Annotated in this window: 14 protein-coding genes and 3 pseudogenes; 7 read left to right on the forward strand and 10 right to left on the reverse strand. The window is 70.5% G+C overall.

Features of this window, described 5'->3' with window-relative positions; all coding sequences use genetic code 11:
• Positions 1-182 precede the first annotated feature (182 nt).
• The gene (locus tag ACFW1I_RS14930; protein WP_384669853.1) at positions 183-701 is read left to right on the forward strand and encodes a pyridoxamine 5'-phosphate oxidase family protein; all 519 of its coding nucleotides are present in this window, start codon (positions 183-185) and stop codon (positions 699-701) included.
• Positions 702-731: 30 nt separating this feature from the next.
• On the opposite strand, the pseudogene ACFW1I_RS14935 reads toward ACFW1I_RS14930, so the two are convergent.
• Positions 732-1,184, reverse strand: a pseudogene (locus ACFW1I_RS14935) (ATP-binding protein); the annotation flags it as partial.
• A 665-nt stretch (positions 1,185-1,849) separates the two neighbouring features.
• On the opposite strand from ACFW1I_RS14935, the gene ACFW1I_RS14940 reads away from it, so the two are divergent.
• The 3 genes and pseudogenes from ACFW1I_RS14940 to ACFW1I_RS14950 all read left to right on the forward strand — a co-directional run bounded on the left by ACFW1I_RS14940 (position 1,850) and on the right by ACFW1I_RS14950 (position 4,074).
• A complete protein-coding gene (locus ACFW1I_RS14940) occupies positions 1,850-2,509 on the forward strand; it encodes a hemerythrin domain-containing protein (protein WP_384669854.1) in 660 nt (219 codons plus the stop codon).
• A pseudogene (locus ACFW1I_RS14945) lies at positions 2,503-2,673 on the forward strand (dihydrolipoyl dehydrogenase); the annotation flags it as partial. The gene ACFW1I_RS14940 and the pseudogene ACFW1I_RS14945, both read left to right, overlap by 7 nt.
• A 90-nt stretch (positions 2,674-2,763) precedes the next feature.
• Positions 2,764-4,074: an SgcJ/EcaC family oxidoreductase gene (locus tag ACFW1I_RS14950; RefSeq protein ID WP_384669855.1), complete on the forward strand. Its 1,311-nt coding sequence runs from the start codon at positions 2,764-2,766 to the stop codon at positions 4,072-4,074.
• Positions 4,075-4,769: 695 nt separating this feature from the next.
• Here the strand turns inward: ACFW1I_RS14950 and ACFW1I_RS14955 are convergent.
• The 9 genes and pseudogenes from ACFW1I_RS14955 to ACFW1I_RS14995 form a co-directional block, all read right to left on the reverse strand.
• Complete coding sequence (locus tag ACFW1I_RS14955; protein ID WP_384669912.1) at positions 4,770-5,684, reverse strand: IS481 family transposase; 915 nt, start codon at positions 5,682-5,684, stop codon at positions 4,770-4,772.
• A 31-nt stretch (positions 5,685-5,715) separates the two neighbouring features.
• A pseudogene (locus tag ACFW1I_RS14960) lies at positions 5,716-6,920 on the reverse strand (IS3 family transposase).
• Positions 6,921-7,132: 212 nt separating this feature from the next.
• Positions 7,133-8,296, reverse strand: coding sequence for a low temperature requirement protein A (locus ACFW1I_RS14965; RefSeq protein WP_384669857.1), 1,164 nt, complete (start codon positions 8,294-8,296; stop codon positions 7,133-7,135).
• 270 nt (positions 8,297-8,566) lie between these two features.
• Positions 8,567-9,049, reverse strand: a complete 483-nt coding sequence (locus ACFW1I_RS14970) for a MarR family winged helix-turn-helix transcriptional regulator (RefSeq protein ID WP_384669858.1) — start codon at positions 9,047-9,049, stop codon at positions 8,567-8,569.
• Positions 9,050-9,168: 119 nt separating this feature from the next.
• Positions 9,169-9,588, reverse strand: a complete 420-nt coding sequence (locus tag ACFW1I_RS14975) for an SRPBCC family protein (RefSeq protein ID WP_384669859.1) — start codon at positions 9,586-9,588, stop codon at positions 9,169-9,171.
• Positions 9,589-9,657: 69 nt separating this feature from the next.
• Complete coding sequence (locus tag ACFW1I_RS14980; protein WP_384669861.1) at positions 9,658-10,668, reverse strand: aldo/keto reductase; 1,011 nt, start codon at positions 10,666-10,668, stop codon at positions 9,658-9,660.
• Positions 10,669-11,130: 462 nt separating this feature from the next.
• Positions 11,131-11,340 carry a hypothetical protein gene (locus ACFW1I_RS14985; RefSeq protein WP_384669863.1) on the reverse strand — a complete coding sequence of 70 codons (210 nt, stop codon included), beginning with the start codon at positions 11,338-11,340 and terminating at the stop codon, positions 11,131-11,133.
• A gap of 385 nt (positions 11,341-11,725) precedes the next feature.
• Entirely contained in the window at positions 11,726-12,388 is a 663-nt protein-coding gene (locus ACFW1I_RS14990; protein WP_384669864.1) for a response regulator, read from the reverse strand.
• Positions 12,385-13,512 (reverse strand): sensor histidine kinase, encoded by a 1,128-nt coding sequence (locus ACFW1I_RS14995; protein WP_384669866.1) that lies wholly within the window; start codon positions 13,510-13,512, stop codon positions 12,385-12,387. The genes ACFW1I_RS14990 and ACFW1I_RS14995 overlap by 4 nt, the downstream gene beginning before the upstream one ends.
• A 427-nt stretch (positions 13,513-13,939) precedes the next feature.
• On the opposite strand from ACFW1I_RS14995, the gene ACFW1I_RS15000 reads away from it, so the two are divergent.
• The 3 genes from ACFW1I_RS15000 to ACFW1I_RS15010 all read left to right on the forward strand — a co-directional run bounded on the left by ACFW1I_RS15000 (position 13,940) and on the right by ACFW1I_RS15010 (position 18,781).
• The gene (locus tag ACFW1I_RS15000) at positions 13,940-16,117 is read left to right on the forward strand and encodes an MMPL family transporter (protein WP_384669868.1); all 2,178 of its coding nucleotides are present in this window, start codon (positions 13,940-13,942) and stop codon (positions 16,115-16,117) included.
• A 255-nt stretch (positions 16,118-16,372) separates the two neighbouring features.
• Entirely contained in the window at positions 16,373-17,764 is a 1,392-nt protein-coding gene (locus tag ACFW1I_RS15005; protein ID WP_384669869.1) for an MDR family MFS transporter, read from the forward strand.
• A gap of 123 nt (positions 17,765-17,887) precedes the next feature.
• On the forward strand, positions 17,888-18,781 hold the full coding sequence (locus ACFW1I_RS15010; RefSeq protein WP_384669870.1) for an alpha/beta fold hydrolase: 894 nt from the start codon (positions 17,888-17,890) through the stop codon (positions 18,779-18,781).
• Positions 18,782-18,827: the final 46 nt, after the last annotated feature.

Genomic DNA, 18,827 nt, shown 5'->3' on the forward strand with positions numbered 1-18,827 from the left:
GACACTCCATCACCGGTCCCGTGCTCTGGCCTCGTCGACTTCAAGCGGTAGCGGTTGTCGATGACTTCCGACGGCAGTTGGTGATCGACGGCTGCGGAGATGTCGACGAGTTTTGACGGCACTGCCGACGGTGGGGGCCGTCCGGCTGGAGATCCCTGAGGCAGGGCGTGGGATACTTGATCATGCCTGTGACTAATCCGTGGCTGGCCGGCCCGTCTCCGAAGCAGCGGCTCGATCGCGAGCGTCTGGAAGAGCGAATACTCAATCTGCTGTCATCGCAGAACATGTGTGTGCTCGCGACGGCGGGACCGGAGGGGCCGCTCGCGACGCCGGTGCGGTACTTCCACCTCGACTTTGCGGTGATGTTCTCCACGGCCGCTGGCTCGCCGAAGATGAGGAACCTCGCTGCGGATCCCAGGGTGTCGGTGGGAATCTTCGCTCCGCTGGTCGGGCAGGCCAGCAGCCGAGGTGCCCAGCTCTTCGGCCAGGCTCGCGTGCTGTCCGAAGACGAGCCGGACTTCGAGCACTACTGGCCGGCCTTCCGCTGGCAGTCCGACCACGTCGAACGGTCGCGTTCCCTCGACGAACCGCCGACGGGGCCGCTCGTCGTGATCGAGGCCGAGCGGATCGTCTATACCGAGCACTGGTTGCGGCGCGAGGGCTTCGCGCCGCGTCAGTTCTGGACCCGCGCGGACACGTAGTCGGAATCCTCCGGCCAGCTGTCGGAGCGGTCAGCCGGCTTTGGCGAGTTCCCCGGCTCGGGCTCGGGTGTTGGCGAGGCGGTAGGAGTCGGTGTCGGTCTCGATGATCGTGCCGTTGAACGTGAGCCGGTCGACGATCGCCGCGCAGCGCCGGGGATCGGTGAACGTCTTCGTCCAGCCGCCGAACGACTCGTTCGAGGCGATGGCGACGCTGTTCTTCTCCTCCCGCTCGGTCAGGGCCTGGAAGAGGAGCTCGGCGCCGTGGCGGTCGAGTTCCATGTAGCCGAGCTCGTCGATGCAGAGGAGATCGACGCGGCCGTAACGGGCGATGGTCTTGTTCAGCTGCTTCTCGTCCGCGGCCTCGACCAGCTCGTTGACCAGCTTCGTGGCGAGGGTGTAGCGGACGCGGTAGCCCTTCATCGCGGCCTCGGCGCCCAGGGCGATGAGCATGTGGGACTTGCCGGTGCCGGAGTCGCCGATCAAGGGGCAGCGGCCTGGTGTCCGGCGGAAGATGCGCCAGGCGCCACTCGTGCAGGGACGGAACCGTCGCCGGCGCCTGACCGGGAACCCGGACGTCTGGTGCGGTCTCGGCCTGGGCGGCCTTGCGGGCCACCAGTCGATGGAAGATCCGGGTGACCGTATGGCGCTGCTTGCGCGCGCGTTTAGGTCCGCCCGCAGGATCTCGTCGATCACCGGCTTGTAGGCGTCCAGCCCGGTCGCCCGCGGCGGCAGCTTCGACATCCGCGGCATGACTAGCACCTTTCACCGGGAGCACCTCGATGCTGCCCTGGCAAGAACCCTGGTGCCTCCCAAACTCGTCGACACCACCCATCCGTGGATCGGGGCGCCTCCCAAACCCATCGACAAGTGACCTCACTACTGCTCGATAAAGCCACGTGCTCCGATAACCGTCGAGTTATCAATCGACGAACGAAGTCGGTGTTGATCCTGACGTGGCCCTCGCGGGAGGCTTCGGGTACCGGGGCAGAAGGTCGTCGAGGGCCCCGGTACCCCCGTTCGGCCACCCTTCCCGCAATGCCCCGATCCGTCAGGCACGACTTCTCCCTGCCCTGTTCTCGGAAGAACCGGTCATGGTGTCACTGCCTGAAACGGGCTCACCGGTCACCGGAGCCAGGAGCCAGACAGACGTGAACAACAGGTTCGACATGACCGTGGCGTACGCGATGCACGACGCATTGCGCAGAGAGTCGCACTTCCTCGCCCGAGTCATCGCTCGTGTCGACCCCGATCCCCGGAACGTCCTGCGCAACGCCGCGGGCTGGAACCTGTTCCGGAGGGCTTTGCACGCGCATCAGGCCGCCGAGGACGAGGTGCTGTGGCCCTCCCTGCGGCAGGCTCTGTGCGGCCGGCCCTTCTTTCTGGCGCGGCTGGAGGCGCTCGAGGCCGAGCACGCCGCGCTCGCCGGAGTGCTTGAGGTGATCGACCAGGCCCTGGCCGACCCTGATGTCGGTCTCGAACTGCTCGGTGAGCTTGCCGGCTCGCTCGTCACCGGTCTCCGCGGACATCTCTGCCACGAGGAGGAGACTGTGTTCCCAGTGGTCCAGGTCATCCTGAGCAAAGACCAGTGGCAACGTTTCGAGCGCGTCCACGCCCAGCTGATCGAGAGCGATGCAGCGCGGATCCTGCCATGGCTCCTGGATGGCGCCACTGAGCGGACCGTGGCCGCCGTCCTGGCGCAGCTTCTGCCCGAGTCCGCGCACCCTGCGTACACGAATCAATGGCAGCCCGCCTACGCGCGGCTGGACCGGTGGGGTACCGGGGACGCTCTGGCCGACATGCCCACCTGATCGGCCCGGACGTCACCGAGCTGCTCCCCGACCTGACGCCCGCCCAGCAGTGGGACCTCACCGTCCACGAGGTCGTCGCGCGGAACATGCACGACCACCTGACCCTGGGCGAGGCCAGCAAAGCAGCCATCCACGCCATCGCCGGCCACACGATCAAGCTCTGAGACGAAACCCCGCGCGCACCGCGCGGATTCGAAGCACGTCACCATCCACTGAGCGAGGCGTAACGTCTCGCTCCTCAAGACGGGAACGTCATGAAGGTTCTGCTCACCGGTGCCACCGGCTACATCGGATCCGCCCTTACCGACCACCTCGCGGCAGCCGGCCACCAGGTCGTCGCGCTCACCCGGGGCGCCGAGCCGAAGCCCGGCCAGGCATGGCACGCCCAGCTGGTCGGCGACACCGCGGACCCGGCCTCGCTGGCCGGTGTGGTGACCCCCGACATCGAGGCCGTGATCCACCTGGCGCCCCCGAGCGGTGACGCCGACATCGATGCCGCCGTCATCGAGGCGCTCGCCACTCCGCTGCGTGGCACCGGCCGCCCCTTTGTCTACACGAGCGGCGTCTGGGTCCTCGGAGCCACCGGCGAGGCCCAAGAGGTCGGTGAGGAGGCGCCGGTCAATCCGATCGACATCGTCGGCTACCGCCCGCGGATAGAGGAGCGGGTGCTGGCCGAGGCCGCCGAAGGCGTGCGCGCGGTCGTCGTCCGGCCTGGCATCGTGTACGGCCGCGGCGGCGGCATCCCCGGCATCCTGGTCGAGCGGGCCCGCCTGCAGGGGGTAGCCGAGTACTTCGGCGAGGAGGGGGTGCGCTGGCCGACCGTCCATGTGGACGACCTGGCCGAGCTGTTCGTGGCAGCCGTCGAGCAGGCTGAGGCCGGCACCGTCTGGCACGGTGTCGGCGAGTCGGCCGTCCCGGTCCGTGACCTCGCCCGCGCCGCTGGCCGCGCAGCCGGAGTGCTCGCCGCCCCGCAGGTGGTGCCGGTGGAGAAAGCTGCCGAGGACTTCGGCCCGCTCTTCGCGGACGCGCTCGCCCTGGACCAGAGTGTCAGCGGTGCCGCCGCCCGGGGCGCCCTCGGCTGGCAGCCGGGCCGACCGGGCGTGGTGACCGAGCTGGTGTCGGGTTCGTACCGACCGGTCGAGGTGTTCGGCGCCCCCGACGGCGTGGAGACCGCTACCGAGGTGGCCGCGATCCGGCGTCTGGTGGCGGAGGTCGAGCACGCTCAGCAGAACGAGCTGGTCGACCGGTTCCTGAGCGTCTTCCGCCGGGAGGACCCGGTGTGGACCACCGGCCACGGCAAGCGGCTGTCGGGCTTCGAAGAGATCGCGGCCTTCACCCGGAAGGTTCTGCCCGGTGCGATGGCCGAGTTCACCGCCGTCTACGACGTCGAGCGCGTGCTGTTCCTGCGCCCGGATGTTGCCGCGGTGAACGTCCGTCAGCAGCCCGTCCGCCACGACGGCACGCGGATCACCGACCTGCCTGAGGGTCGCCCCTTCTACATCCTGGTCAAGGAGGACGGCGCCTGGCGTGTCGGCGCCGCACAGAACACCGTCGCGGTCGACTGACGGCCCACACGGCCCGCGGCGCGGGACCACGCTCGAAGCGGCAGGAGGACACATCCGGTCCAGCACGCGGCGGGTTGAGGTGGGACGCCGAGGACCTGCTGTGGCTCACGGAAGCGGGGGAGCAGGCCCGGGTGGACCTTGCGCGTTACGCGTTTGCGATCCGTGATGCCCCCACGAGGGCATCACGGTCGGGCTGGGGCTGCGTGGCCCGCTCGGCCGGAGCCGACCGGCCTGGGCCTGCACGGCCCATGTGACTGACCTCGCTTACGGAAGGTGCCGTCGGAGCGACTCCTGCCGTGCCCCATGCGTGCTGCCCAATAGCGGGGTGAACAGCCGCTGGTGCTGGAGGCCCGCCACGCGTGGGCGTCACGAGCCGCCTCGGCCAGCCTCGCTGGCGTTCTGCGACTTCCCCGGCCGGAAGCACCAGCTTCACCTGCGCACCACGAATCCCATCGAGTCGACGGTCTCCACGGTCACGCTACGGACCAAGGCCACCCGCAGGGCCGACAGCCCTGCCGCAGTCCTGGCGACGTGTTCAAGCTCGTTGAGTCCGCCCAGGGCCGCTGGCGCGCGGTCACCGGCCCTTCCGTCGCCCGGGTCCGCTCCGGTGCTGGGTTCGAGAACGGTGTCCTCGCGATCCGAGACTCATGTCAGCCGGCCCTCGGCGGACCGACTGCCGACTACCGAAACACGCTCTAGGTGTATTGGCCCGAAGGGTTGTTGACGCGGGTGATGGGCGGGTGTCCGTCGAGTGCGGTGTGGCAGCGGTGGTGGTTGTAGGTGTGGAGGAAGTCTGTCAGGGCCGCTGTCCGCTCGGTGTTCGAGGTGTAGGGCCGGATGTAGGCCCATTCGTCGAGCAGGGTGCGGTTGAAGCGTTCGACCTTGCCGTTGGTCTGTGGCCGGTAGGCACGTGTGAGTTTGCCGGTCGCGCCGAGGTCGGCCAGGACGTTCTTCCAGGCCAGGCCCTTGCGGTAGGCCCAGGCGTTGTCGGTCAGGACCCGCTCGATGCGGGTGATGCCCTGACTGTGGAAGAAGGCGGCCGCGCGGGCCAGGAAGCCCGCGCAGGTCGCGACCTTCTCGTCCGGGTGGATCTCGCTGTAGGCCAGCCGGCTGTGATCGTCGACGGCGGAGTGCACGTAGTCGAAACCCACGCTGCTGCGGGTGACCCGGCCGGCCTGACGGCCCAGGACTTTGTGACCGCCGCCGTCGGGGATCCGGCCGAGCTTCTTCACGTCGACATGGACGAGTTCGCCGGGCCGGTCTCGTTCGTAGCGGCGGATCACCGTGCCGGTCGGGCGGTCCAGCCAGGCCAGCCGGTTGAGCCGGTGGCGGGTCAGGATCCGGTGGACCGTCGAGGCGGGCAGGCCCAGGATCGGGCCGATCCGGGCCGGGCCGAGCTTGCGGGTCCGCCGCAGCTCGCAGACGCGGTCCTCGACCGCGGCCGCGGTCCGGTGCGGGGTGGTGCGTGGCCGGCTCGATCGGTCGTGCAGGCCCGCGTCGCCCTCGGTCCGCCACCGGCGGATCCATTTGTGGGCGGTGGCCCGGGAGATACCCATCTCGGCGGCCACATGGGCGACCGGACGGCCTGAGCAGACACGTTCGACCAGCAGTCGGGCCTTGACCCCGAATCCTGAACACGGGTTATGCGGCTGGTGTCAGCGTAGTTGGTGTGAGGTGGAAATCGTTCTCGAAGGCGATGGGTGATCGCTGTCCGAGGCGGGAGTGTCGGCGCCGGGTGTTGTAGCGGTGGAGCTATCGGAACGCGTCGAGTCGGGCTTCACGCTCGTTGGGCCAGCTCTTTCGTCCCTGCAGGGTCTCGCGTTTGAAGGTCGCGTTGAAGGACTCGGCGAGTGCGTTGTCCGCGCTGGACCCGACCGCGCTCATGCTTCGCCGGACCCCTGCTGACCTGCAGGCTTCGGCGAAGGCCCTGCTCGTGTACTGGGCTCCGTGGTCGGTGTGCATGATCGATCCCGCGAGAGTTCCGCGAGTGCGGATGGCCGCAGCCAGAGCGTCGGTCACGAGGTCCGCGCGCATGTGGTCGGCGATCGCCCAGCCGGCCAGACGGCGCGAAGCGAGGTCGATGACGGTAGCCAGGTAGCAGAACTTCCCGCCGTCGATGGGCAGGTAGGTGATGTCGCCGACGTACTTCGTGTTCGGCCTGTCCGCGGTGAAGTCTCGGCGGATCAGGTCCGGAGCCTTGGCTGCAGCCGGATCGGGGACGGTGGTGCGGTGCCGGCGGCGCAACCGGATCCCTTCGATCCCGGACGCCCGCATGATCCTGGCGACCCGCTTGTGGTTGACCGCCTCGCCGCTCGTCTCGCGGAGTTCGGCGGTGATTCTGGGGGCTCCGTAGGTGCCGTCCGATTCCTGGTGCACCGCACGTATCCGGGCGGCCAGCTGTGCGTCGGCCGCCTGCCGGGCGGCCCGGTCGGCGGCTGTCCGGCGCCAGTAGTAGAAGCTCGAGCGGCTGACGCCCAGGACGCTGCAGAGCCGCTTCACGCCGTAGCGGCGCTGCAGGTCGGCGACGCACTGGAAGCGGTTCACCAGCGCGTCTCCCCGGCGAAATACTTCGCCGCCTTCCGCAGGATCTCGCGTTCCTCCTCAAGCTCGCGGACCTTCTTGCGCAGAGCCGCGTTCTCCGCCTCCAGCGGGGCCGGCGGCTGGGCCGGTTCCGGCGACCGGCGTCCCCGCGGGCGGCTTGCTCCGGCAGCCCTCACCCAGTTCCGCAGGGTCTCCGGGTTGATCCCCAGATCGGCGGCGACCGACCTGATCGTCGCCTCGGGCCGCGACTCGTACAGCGCGACCGCGTCCGCCTTGAACTCCGGCGGATAGTTCTTCATGACCACGAGATGTCCGTTCTCAGATCCTCAGGATCCAGTGTCTCGTGTGTTCAGCATCAGGGGGCAAGGCCCGTCTCCTACCGAAGACGGTCAGCCGGGCATTACGGTGGGGCACGAAGACCTCCGTGCGGTGAGTTCCTAGACAGCTCCCACCACACCGGAGGTCTTCGCCATGATCAAGACCAGACCAGTGTCAACAACGCTCGTGATCAATACATCTAGGTGCGCGTTCCGGCGGTCATTCCTGCGAGGACCTGGTCGTGCACCTTCCGCAGGGTGATGACCAGGGCGACGAGGACGAGGTCCAGGATGAGGACCGAGGCCAGTGGGGGGAGTCGGAGGGTGACGGCACCGGCGAGGGCCAGGGCCAGGCAGGCGAGGAGGCGGGCGACCCAGGCTTGTCCGGTGGAGGCGCGGTACCACCATGCCTGGGTGATGACGTAGAGGATCGGGCCGCCGAAGAGCAGCAGGCTGAGGGTGGTGCTGCCGTGGCCGGTGGGGTGGCTGATGGCGAGCTCGGCGCCCACGGCGAGGGCGACCAGGCCGGCGAGCGTCGGGTATTGGCCGCTGACGGCGCGGCGGACCGGAAGGAGCTTGTCGTCCGTAGTCGCCACGTGCCGGGCGAGGATGTCCTCGCCGCCCTGGAAGTAGCTGGAGCACAGGCAGACGAGGGCGACGAAGACGCCAAGGCCGGTCGTCACGGTCGCCGCGTCCACCGGGGCTCCCGAGATCGCGGTGCCGATGGTGAGGACCGTCTCGCCGAGCTGGATGATGATGAACAGGCGGATCCGCTCCACCATGTGCTCGGCGTCGAAGACCAGGTCCCGGGAGGAGAGCCGGTCGCGGGGCAGGGGGTGGGCCAGCCAGACGCCCAGCATGTCGACGGCCGCCGCCGCCGCCCACCAGGCCAGTCGCGGTCCGTGGTCCATGGCCGCGCCGATCAGCCATAGCGGCACCGACACGACGGCCCAGGCCGTGACGCGCCGGTAGTGCCGGCGCAGGACGGGGGTCGGGGCGGTCACGGCGGCGGCGAGGTCGACCAGCAGGAGGATGGCGACCAGCGGGATCGCGAAGGCCCATGGCCGGTCGGCGAAGGCGTGCGGGATCTGGGCGTTCATGAACAGCCCCAGGCCCATCACCGCCAGCACCAGCCACCGGGTCCGGGCCCTGGTCACGTCGAGGAAGGTGGCGTCGAAGCTGGTCAGTGCCCAGGTGCTGAGGACGGCGATGAGCATCACCGCGGTCTCGGCGGCCCCGCGCCAGGACAGTTCGTGGAGCAGGTGCTCCGCCAGCTGGCCGATCGCGAAGACGAAGACCAGGTCGAAGAACAGCTCCAGCGGCGCGACGCTGCGACGCAAGGAGGCGAACGACGCGCTGCTCATGCCGGCACGTCGCTGCGGGGTCCGGGGCGGCTCTGCATGGTTTTCACGATCCGGTCCTCCGGCGCGACGCGCAATTTCTGGGTGTGGAACGCGTCGGTGCCCCAGGGGCGGCGAGGGGTGGCCGAGCGGGGTCACGTTCCGTAGGCGTGGTGGAGGACGGCGACGAACAGGGCGACGAGCAGGAAGGAGACCGCGCCCGTCAGCAGTACCTTCGCGGGATCACTCACCGGCCGGGCCTCCTCTCTGGCCGCCGGCAGGAAGTGGCCGTGCTCACGAAGCCATGTGCTTCATGCCGCGGGGAGGCGTTCCGATCGCTCGGACCGCCTCGGCGAGCGACGCCAGCTCCGGATGCGTGACAGCTTCGTCGAGCGCCTCGCGGCAGGCTGCGTCGTGTGTCGGCCGGGCCTCCAAGAGGAGCTTCAGCCCGCCGGCCGTGACGTTGGTGTAGATGCCGCGCCGGTCGGTCGGGCACAGGTAGCGGGAGAGGAGTCCCCGGTCCTCCAGGCGGCTGACCAGGCGGGTGGTGGCGCTCTGGCTGAGGACGACGGCGTCGGCGACCTGCTTCATCTGCAGGTGGCCGCCCTCGCCGTCGTGCTGGCGGCTGAGCACGTCGAGCAGGGAGTACTCGCGCACGCTCAGGTCGTGCCGGGACTGCAGGGCGCGCTCGATGTGCGTCTCGATCCTGCCGTGCAGCAGGGACAGGGCCGCCCATCCGCTGGCGAGTGCGGTGAGCGCGGGATCGGTGGCAGTCATGGGACTCCGTGTCTCCTTGCGGACGGGGGAGGGGAGCGGACCGCGGACCGCGGCCCGGGCACGCGCGGGCGTGTCCGGGCCGAGCGGGTGGGCCGTCGGTGTCCGGCGGCTCGGACGGCTCAGGCGGCGAGGGTCTTGTGCAGGGCGTCGAGGCCGTCGGCGTAGATGCCGGTGAACAGGTCGACCACTTCCTGCTCAGTGGCGCCCTTCGGGTTGAAGCGGCCGGACCACTGGACCTCGGCGACGTCGTCGCGGCCGGGGACCGTGTGGACGCGGAGGGTGGAGACGTACCCGTCGACGGGGAACGGTGCTTCGAGGATGGCGTAGCTGTAGTGGCGCTCGGCCTCGTCGAAGTCGACCAGGCGCTCGATGATGACGTCGCCGTCGGGGTTGGTGAGGCGGCGGACCCGGCCGCCTTCGAGGGCGGTGCTCTCGGGGATGTACGGGAGCCAGTCCGGGAGGGCGTCGAAGCCGCCGATGAGGTTCCAGACCTGCTGGGGCGAGGCGGGGACGACGCGGGAGACGGACGTGGAAGCCATGGTGGTGCTCCTGCGGTGGTGCTTGTGCGTGAGGGGGTGGGGGTGGGGTGGGGTGGGGGAGTGGCCGGGTCAGGCGTTGTTCGGCAGCGGGGCGGCCGGGCTGACCAGTCCGGCGGCGCGGAGGTCGGTCCAGAAAGCGGCCGGGACGGTCTCGTTCAGGGCCGCGGTGTCCTCGGCGATGCGGCCGGGCCGGGTGGCGCCGGGGATGACGGCGGCGGAGGCCGGGTGGGCGAGGGAGAACTGCAGTGCGGCGGCCTTGATGCCGACACCGTGGTCGGCGGCCAGGGCCTTCAGCTTCCCGACGCGCTCGATGATCTCTGCGGGGGCCTGCTGGTACTCGAAGTGGGTGCCGCCGGCGAGGATGCCGGAGCTGTACGGGCCGCCGACGACCATGTCGACGTTCTGCTCCTGGGCCATGGGGAGCAGGCGGGTGAGGGCGTGCTCGTGGTCGAGGAGGGTGTAGCGGCCGGCCAGGAGGAAGCCGTCGGGCTTCGGCTCGTCGAGGGCGAGGGTCAGCTCGATGGGCTCGGTCTTGTTGACGCCGAGGCCCCACGCCTTGATGACGCCCTCGTCGCGGAGGCGGGACAGGACGCGGAAGGCCCCGGTGCGGGCCTCCTCGAACTTGGCGAGCCAGGCGTCGCCGTGGAAGTCCTGGGCGATGTCGTGGACCCAGACGATGTCGAGACGGTCGGTGCCGAGCCGCTTGAGGCTGCCCTCGATGGAGCGCTCGGTGGCCTCGGCGGTCCACTCGTGGAGGATCTTGTTCGGGTTGCCGTGCTCGAAGAGGCCGCCCTTCTCGCCGAAGTCGGGGACGTCGGTCTCGTGCTCGTCGAGGATGACCCGGCCGACCTTCGTGGAGAGCACGTACTCGTCGCGGGGCTTGCCGGCGAGGACCTCGCCGAGCCGTTCCTCGGCGAGCCCGGCGCCGTAGAAGGGGGCGGTGTCGTAGAAGCGGATGCCGTGGTCCCAGGCGGCCTCGACAGTGGCGCGAGCCTCGTCGTCGGGGATGGCGCGGAACATGTTGCCGAGCGGGGCGGTGCCGAAACCGAGGCGGCCGGGAAGGACGTTCTTGAGCGACATGGGGGGGGGTGCCTTTGCGGGGTGGGGGAGGGGCCGGAGCGCCCTCCTGCGAGCGCCGCATACGAATGCAGGCGCGCCTTACATGTGAAGACAATACTTGCACGCGCTGGCTAATGCAAGAGCCATCTTTGCGCGCTCGCTTACTAATGGCTCGTACTCGCCCGCACACGTCCGCCAGGCCGTGCGGTGGAGGGGCGGCCGCAGTCTCCGGGGCGAGCGGGGGCGGCCACGTCCCCGGGGCGACTCTCCTCGTCGCCGTGGGCGACCCGCGCTCCCGGTTGGCGTCCACGTAACGGTCCAGGGCGACATCCAGCAGTGGAGAGGAGACCGGCCGCACGGTGGACGCGACCACCCTTCGTGCCGGACTCGTCGACAGTGAACCCCCAGGACGCTGACCAAATGCTTCGCAAGAAGCGAAGCACTGCTCCGATGGGCCCGCCGGGCCTTCCGGCGTCGGCGGGCTCAGTCGCCGCCGGTCGCCTTCGCGGTGGTGTTGGTGCTGATGCACTGGTTCTGCGGCGTCGGGACTGGGTCGCGGGTGTGGCCGCCGGTTGCGCGGGTTCCGTCGTCGTCCTCGGCGCCGTAGAGCTCCTGCGGCCGGCGACGGGCCGAGGCGTGGCGGATCCGCTCGCCACTGGGCTGGGGGCTTCTGTGGCCGTCGTCGGCCTTCACGGTGGTCGCACAGGCACGAGCGGTTCGGGAACGGAGGTCGCATGCGTGACGGTTCACCGTGTCTCGACCTGCCGGCGGCTGCGTTCTCCGTACGTCGGCCGTACGCCCGCCTCTCCGTGTCCCGCGGACGCAGGCGCGGCGGAGGGCTGCCTCTGTGACGTGACGGCGAACGTCGTGAGAACAGTAATCAAGGGCGAGCCACGTACGACTTAGGAGTCCGCGCGCGGACTCGGGCGATGCCGTGACGGTCCCGCTGTGGCGGGGCAACGCCAGTCGTCGTGACCAAGAACGCCCGGCCCCAGGAGACGGCCGACACCCCGCCGAGCGAGCCGCAACCCGCGACCGCCAGGCCGGCAGTCGGATGGTGACCGTGGGCCCGGGGGCGTCAGGGTGTGCGCGGGACGACCAGGCCGGATTCATAGGCGAGGACCACGAGTTGGGCTCGGTCGCGGGCGCGGAGCTTGGTCATCGCCCGGTTGACGTGGGTTTTCGCGGTCATCGGGCTGATCACCATGCGGTCGGCGATCTCGTCGTTGGACAGACCCCGCGCGACGAGCGCGACCGCCTCGCGTTCGCGGCCGGTCAGATCTTCGAGCTTCGCCTCCGCACCCGTGTCGAGCGGCTGGGACACGTACCTGTCGATCAGCTTGCGGGTGATCGAGGGGGCGAGCAGGGCGTCGCCGCGTGCGGCCACGCGGACGGCGTGCAGGAAGTCGTCCGGGACGATGTCCTTGACGAGGAATCCCGCGGCGCCGGCGCGCAGCGCCTCGAAGACGTACTCGTCCATGCCGTAGTTGGTCAGGATGACGACGTGCACGTCGGCCAGGGCCGGATCCGCGGCGATGCGCCGGGTCGCCTCGATGCCGTCGACGACGGGCATCTGGATGTCGATGAGGGCGATGTCCGGCAGGTGTTCCCTGGCGAGCTTCAGGCCCTCCTCGCCGTCGGCGGCCTCGGCCACCACCTCGATGTCCTCCTCCAGGTCGAGGAGCGCGCGGAATCCGCTGCGGATGAGCGGCTGGTCGTCGACCAGCAGGACTCTGATCACGAGGTCCGCTCCACGGGGAGTTCGGCCCGGACGGTGAAGCCGCCCTCGCCGCGCGGTTCGGTGCGCAGGAGGCCGCCCAGGGCGGTGACGCGTTCGCGCATGCCGAGCAGCCCGACGCCGGGCACAGGGGCGTTGCCCGGCGTGGCCTTGCCGTCGTCGTCGATGCGGAGAGCGAGGGCGTCGGGCCGGAAGTCGATCCGGACCGACGCCGTGGTGGCGGCGGCGTGCCGGACGATGTTGGTCAACGACTCCTGAACGATCCGGTAGGCGGTCCTGCCCACCGCGGCCGGCACGTCGTGCCGCTGCCCCTCGATCGTCAGCGTCGTCTCCAGACCGGTCCTGCCGGCCCGTTCCACCAGTTCCGGCACGTCGGCGAGCCCGCGCGGCGGGGCCGTGTCGTCGTCGCGCAGCGCCTCCAGGGTCGCGCGCAGCTCCCGGCTCGCCTCGCGTCCGGCCTCCTGGATCGCGAGGAGCGCCTCCGGCACGTTCTCGCCGCGTCTGCGGGCCACGTGGACGGCGACTTCGGACTGCACCTTGATGACGGAGATCTGGTGGGTGAGCGAGTCGTGCAGTTCCCGGGCGATGTGCAGCCGTTCCTCGTCGGCACGGCGCCGCGCGGCCTCCTCCCGGGTGCGCTCGGCCTCCTCCGCACGCTGCTCCGCCTGCCGCACGGCCTCCCCAGCGGCGAAGGCGGCGATGAGCCAGGCGATCTCCAGGGTGCCGCGGGCCTGCACCGACACCTCGCTCAGGGGCCCGTCGCGGAAGGCCAGGGCGGTGAGCTGCAGGGACACCAGCAGGGCGGCCGACGCCGTCACCGCCAGGACGCGGTGCCCGGCCCGCACCACGGCGTACACCGCGACCAGGTACGCGACGGTGAGCACGTCGAACCCGACCGCCTGGTAGCCCACCGCGCACAGCCCGGTGACGGCCAGGACGACGACCGGAGCCCGGCGGCGCGCGGCCAGCGCCAGGCCGCCGACCGCGAGGAGCGCGTAGCCGAGCGGGGCGGGCCCCGTGCCGAGGTGCTCCCCGGACCACCCGTCGCCCAGCATCAGCGCCGCCACACCGGCGGCGATCACCCAGTCCCCGACACCAGCCGGTACACCGAACCGTCGTATGCCCATGCGCGCACCCTAGCCAGATGTCGCCTCCGGCGAGTCCGGCTTGCGGATGACCGACCGCCTACCGCGTCCGCGGTACCCGCGCGGCTCCTGCCGCGTGCGCGGTAGCCACGTACGCCACCGGTGGCAGCGCGAAGTGCGTCCGTCCGCGGGACGACCGGAGGCAGGTCCGGCGGACACGATCGGACGACATCCACGAGCAGGAGTCGTACGAGGAGAAGGAGCACCCCATGTCCGTCCGTCACGTGCTTGCCGCACCTGCGGCCGCGCACGCTTCGGTCCGGCCACTCGCCGCCGATGCCCACGCCCCGACCCGTTCCCGCTGCACTTGCCGTACCTGCCGTTCCCGCCCTACCTGCCGACCGGCCGACCGCACCGTCCACGTGCGCGCGTCCGCGTGAGCGAGAGAAAGGGAACTGAGGAGATGATGATGGCAAGCGGGACCGCCCCCACGGGCGGGGCTCTGGCGGGTCTGGGCCGCTTCTGTTTCCGGCGCCGCCGCCTGGTCCTCCTGATCTGGATCATCGGTGTGATCGCCGTGGCGTTTGCCGGCTTCTGCTACGGCGCCGCCCCCGACAACGACTTCTCCGGCGGAGGCTCGCAGTCGGCACGGGCGCAGCAGCTGATGGAGAAGCACTTCCCCGAGGAGCAAGGGGACAGACTGACTCTCGCGATCAAAGCCGAGAAGGGAATCGACGATCCTGCCGTCAGGCAGAAGATCGAGAAGGCCATCGCCGATCTGGCCGCCTCGCCCGTCACCGGACCGGTGACGTCGCCGTACCAGGACAGGAGCCTGGTGACGGAGGACCGCCGTATCGCCCGTACGACCATCCCGCTGAGCGCCAAGGAGGTGGAGAAGAGCGAGGTCAAGCCCCTGGTGGACGCGGTCAAGGATGCCTCCGACGGCACCGTCACGCTGGCGCTGGGCGGTTACATGGCCGAGAAGGCCGAGACACCCCCGCAGGGTCCGGCCGAGAGCGTGGGTCTCCTGGCGGCGGCAGTCATCCTCTTCATCGCCTTCGGGTCACTGGTGGCGATGGGCCTGCCGATCGTGACCGCCCTCCTGGCGATCGTGGGCGGTCTCGCCCTGATGAAGCTGGTGGGGCATCTGGTCCCCGCGCCGAACTTCGCCCTGACCTTCGGCGCGATGATCGGGCTCGGCGTCGGCATCGACTACGCGCTGTTCATCGTGACCCGCTACAAGGACGGCCTCGGGGACGGTGACGACCCCGAGAGCGCCACGGTCAAGGCCATCGCCACGGCGGGGCACGCAGTGCTGTTCGCCGGCACGACCGTGGTGATCGCGCTGATGGGCCTGCTCGTCATGGGGCAGCGGCTGATGACCGGGCTGGCCGTCGCCACGTCGATCACGGTGCTGGTCACGATGATCGCCGCCCTGACGCTGCTGCCCGCGTTCCTGGGCTTCACCGGACACAGGATCAACTCGCTGCGCCTGCCCCGTCGCACGTCCCGCCGCAACCGGTCCGGCGACGCACCGCCTCAGGAACGCCGGACGCTCGCCGAACGGTGGGCCGGAGCGGTGCAGCGCAGGCCGCTGGTCGCCGCGCTCCTCGCCGGCGGGACGCTGCTGCTACTGGCCGTCCCCACGTTGTCGATGCGGCTGAGCCAGCCCGACGCCAGCGTCCAGCCCCGCGACCGGAGCAGCTACCTCTCGTACGAGATCCTCTCCGAGGGCTTCGGCCCGGGCTACGGCGCACCCCTGGTCTTCGCCACCGAGATCGACGCCCAGGACGTCGATCTGCGTCCCGTCGTCGAAGCGGTCGGCGGCACCGAGGGCATCGCCTACGCCACGCCGCCCCGGGTCAGTGAGGACGGGAGGGCCGCCACCTTCATCGCCTTCCCCACCACCGGATACCAGGACGAGGCGACCACGGACCTGGTGCACAGGCTCCGCGACGACGTGCTGCCCGGGACGCCGGGCGGCGACCAGGTCCTCGTCGGCGGACCGAACGCCGGCACCATCGACACCGCCGACGAGGTCGGCTCGCGCCTGCCCCTGATGATCGTGGTCGTCGTCGCGATGTCCATGGTGCTGCTGATCGCGCTGGTCCGGTCCGTCACGATCGCCCTGCAGGCCGCCGTGATGAACCTGCTGTCGATCGCCGCGGCCTACGGTGTGCTGGTGGCGGTCGTGCAGTGGGGATGGCTCGGCACGGCCCTCGGGTTCCCCGCCGCCATGCCGGTCACGACGTGGACGCCGATGATGATGTTCCCGATCCTGTTCGGCCTGTCCATGGACTACCAGGTCTTCCTGATCTCGCGGGTCCGTGAGGAGTACGAGCGCACCGGCGACACCCGCACGGCCGTCGCGGCGGGGCTGGCGCGGACCGCCAAGGTGATCACGGCCGCGGCCGCCATCATGATCGCCGTCTTCACCACCTCGCTGCTCGGCCCCGACGTCGCCGTCAAGCAGGGAGGTCTGGGGATGGCCGTCGCGGTGCTCATCGACGCCACCATCGTCCGGATGATCTTCGTCCCCGCGGTGATGGAACTGTGCGGCAAGGCCAACTGGTGGATGCCCGGACGCCGGGCACCGAAGCCGACCTCGACCGCACCGGCCGGAGCCAGGGAGGAGGCCAGGGTCTGACCCCGCTTCAGGTCCGTAGATGCCCAAGGGCACGGCCGGGGCCCGGTCGGCTGTGCATGGGGGCGGGCGGTCCGTGACGGCATCGGTCCTCTGATCGTTGTCGGGGCGCATCCTTTCCACGGCATCGGCGGGCGGCCGCTGCGAGGGCAGGGCGCTGTCGGCCACCGCATGCCGCGGTGGGTGCTCCGCCCTTCCTGCTCTGCGGCTCTCCGCCCCCGAGGGCTGGAGCGAATCCGTGTCGACCGAGGGGACCACATGCCCAAGGAACGCCTTGATCCCGCCCTGCTCAGGCTGTGCGGTGTGCTCGCTGTGGGTGCCTTCGCTCCGCTGCTCGACAGCACGATCGTCTCCGTCGCGGTCGACGCGCTCGCCGACGACCTCGGTGTCCCGACGACGACCGTGCAATGGGTGAGCACCGCCTACCTGCTGGCGTTCGCGATGGTCATGCCGGTGAGCGGCTGGGCCGGCGACCGGTTCGGGACGCGGCGGGTCTGGCTGGGCGCGCTGGCCCTGTTCACCGTCGGCTCGCTGCTGTGCGCCTGCGCCTGGAGCGCCGGGTCGCTGGTCCTGTTCAGAAGCCTGCAGGGGGCCGGTGGGGGACTGATGATGCCGGTCCTGCAGACCATCATCATCCGGGCCTGCGGCGGCCGACAGGTCGGGCGGCTCATCGCGGTCGTCTCGTTGCCGGCTCTCCTCGGCCCGGTCCTGGGGCCGGTGTTCGGCGGGCTGCTGCTCGGACACTTCGACTGGCGCTGGATCTTCTACGTCAATCTGCCCGTCTGCGCGCTCGCGCTGTACCTCGCCTGGCGAGGCGTGCCCCCGGATCCCCGGCAGCGGGCTTCCCGCCTCGATGTCGTGGGGCTGGTGCTGGTCTGCCCGGGCCTGACCGCGCTCGTGTACGGGCTCTCGCAGTGCGGCGGCCAGGACGGTGCGGGAGGAGGACGGGCACTCCTGCCGCTGGCGGCGGGGGCCGCCCTGGTCGTCGCGTTCGTCGGACGGAGCCTGCGGAGCAGCGCGCCCCTCATCGACATGCGTCTGTTTCGGCGGCGCTCCTTCGCCGCGACGTCGGTGCTGATGTTCGTCGGCGGTTCGACCATGTACGGCGGGATGTTCCTGCTGCCCCTGTACTGCCAGCTCGTCCTCGACGAGGGCGTCGTCGCCACCGGCCTCCTGCTCGTTCCGCAGGGCATCGGCGCGCTGGCGGCGCGAGTGGCCGGCGTACTCACCGACAGGATCGGGCCGCGTCCGGTCGTGGTGGCCGGGCTGCTGCTGAGCGCCGTCGCGACGTTGCCCTTCGCCGCCTCGGTGGGGGAGGGCTCGGTCCTCGGCGTCGCCCTGTTCCTCCGTGGCCTCGGCACCAGCGCCGTCAACCTCGCCGTCACGGTCGGTGCCTATCAGGGGCTGGACGACTCCCAGGTCGCGGACGCCAGCACCACGACGCGCATCCTCCAGCAGCTCGGCGGCTCCTTCGGCATCGCCGCCCTCGCCGTCCTGCTCCAGCGCGGCGACCACACCGCCACGGCCTTCGCCCACGCCTTCGGCCTGACGACCGCCCTCGCCCTCTGCGCCGTCATCGCGGCAGCGATGCTCCCCGGCCACCGAGCCGAGGCCTCAGTGCCCCTGGCGACAGTGGAAGGACGGCCCTGACGGCTCCTTGCCGGCGGCCTCTTCCGGCCCATCCGACCGGTTCCGGACATTCCGTGGGTGACGGGACCCAGCCAGATGATCACCCTTGCGTGACCTCCGCCCGCCCGTCCCTGTTGACCGGGCATGAACATCGAGAGGATCCGTCACCTCACCTTCGACGGCTTCAACTACCGGTACCGGATCGTCGAGAACGCCGCGCCCGCCACCGAGCCCGTCGTCGTGCTCGGCGGTGCTTTCCAGGACATGTACGCGTATCAGCGGCTCGAAGCGCGCTGGTCGGAGTCCGCGACCGTCATCAGCGTGGACCTGCCGGGATCGGGCGCGGCTGATGTGCTGCCCGCCTCGTACGACTTCGACTTCCTCACCGGCGCGCTGGCGGACCTGCTGGACCGGCTGGGACTGGGACGGGTGAACATCTTCGGGGCCTCCTACGCCATGCCGATCGCCTACGGCCTGGCCCAGCGGCACCCTGAGCGCGTCGCCCGCCTGGCACTCGTGGGCGCCGCTCCCGTCTACCCGCCGGACCAGCGCGCCGCGCTGCGCACGATGGCCGACGCCCTGGAGTCGGGTGACGCCGGCGCCTACGCCCGTATGAGCATCGCGGCCCTGTTGTCCCCCGCCGATCGGGACGTCCACAAGCGCGCGGTCGTCACCCGCGTCCTCGCCCGCACGATGGGTTCGGTCGCGCAGGCCGACATTCCCCGGCATCTCGCCTCGACCTACCGTGTCATCGACTGGCAGGGGCTGCGGCCCGGGGGTGTCCGGGACGTTCCGGCGCTGGTCTTCACCGGTGAACACGACAGCCTCACCCACCCCGACCTCGGGCGCGAGGTCGCCGCGACCATCGCCGGAAGCGTCTTCACCCTGATCCGGGGCGCCGACCACCTCTGCCATCTCGAACGGCCGTCGGAGATGTCCCAGTTGCTGGATCGCTTCTTCACCGATCAATCCCTCGACGACCTGCCGTACCTCACGCCCCTCGAACACCACGCCAGGCCGGCCGCCCTGGTCCCGTGACGGCTCCCCAGCGCCCCACGACCACCAGCCCGCCACCGCACTCCCC

The sequence above is a fragment of the Streptomyces sp. NPDC058955 genome, from assembly GCF_042741435.1.
Classification (GTDB): domain Bacteria; phylum Actinomycetota; class Actinomycetes; order Streptomycetales; family Streptomycetaceae; genus Streptomyces.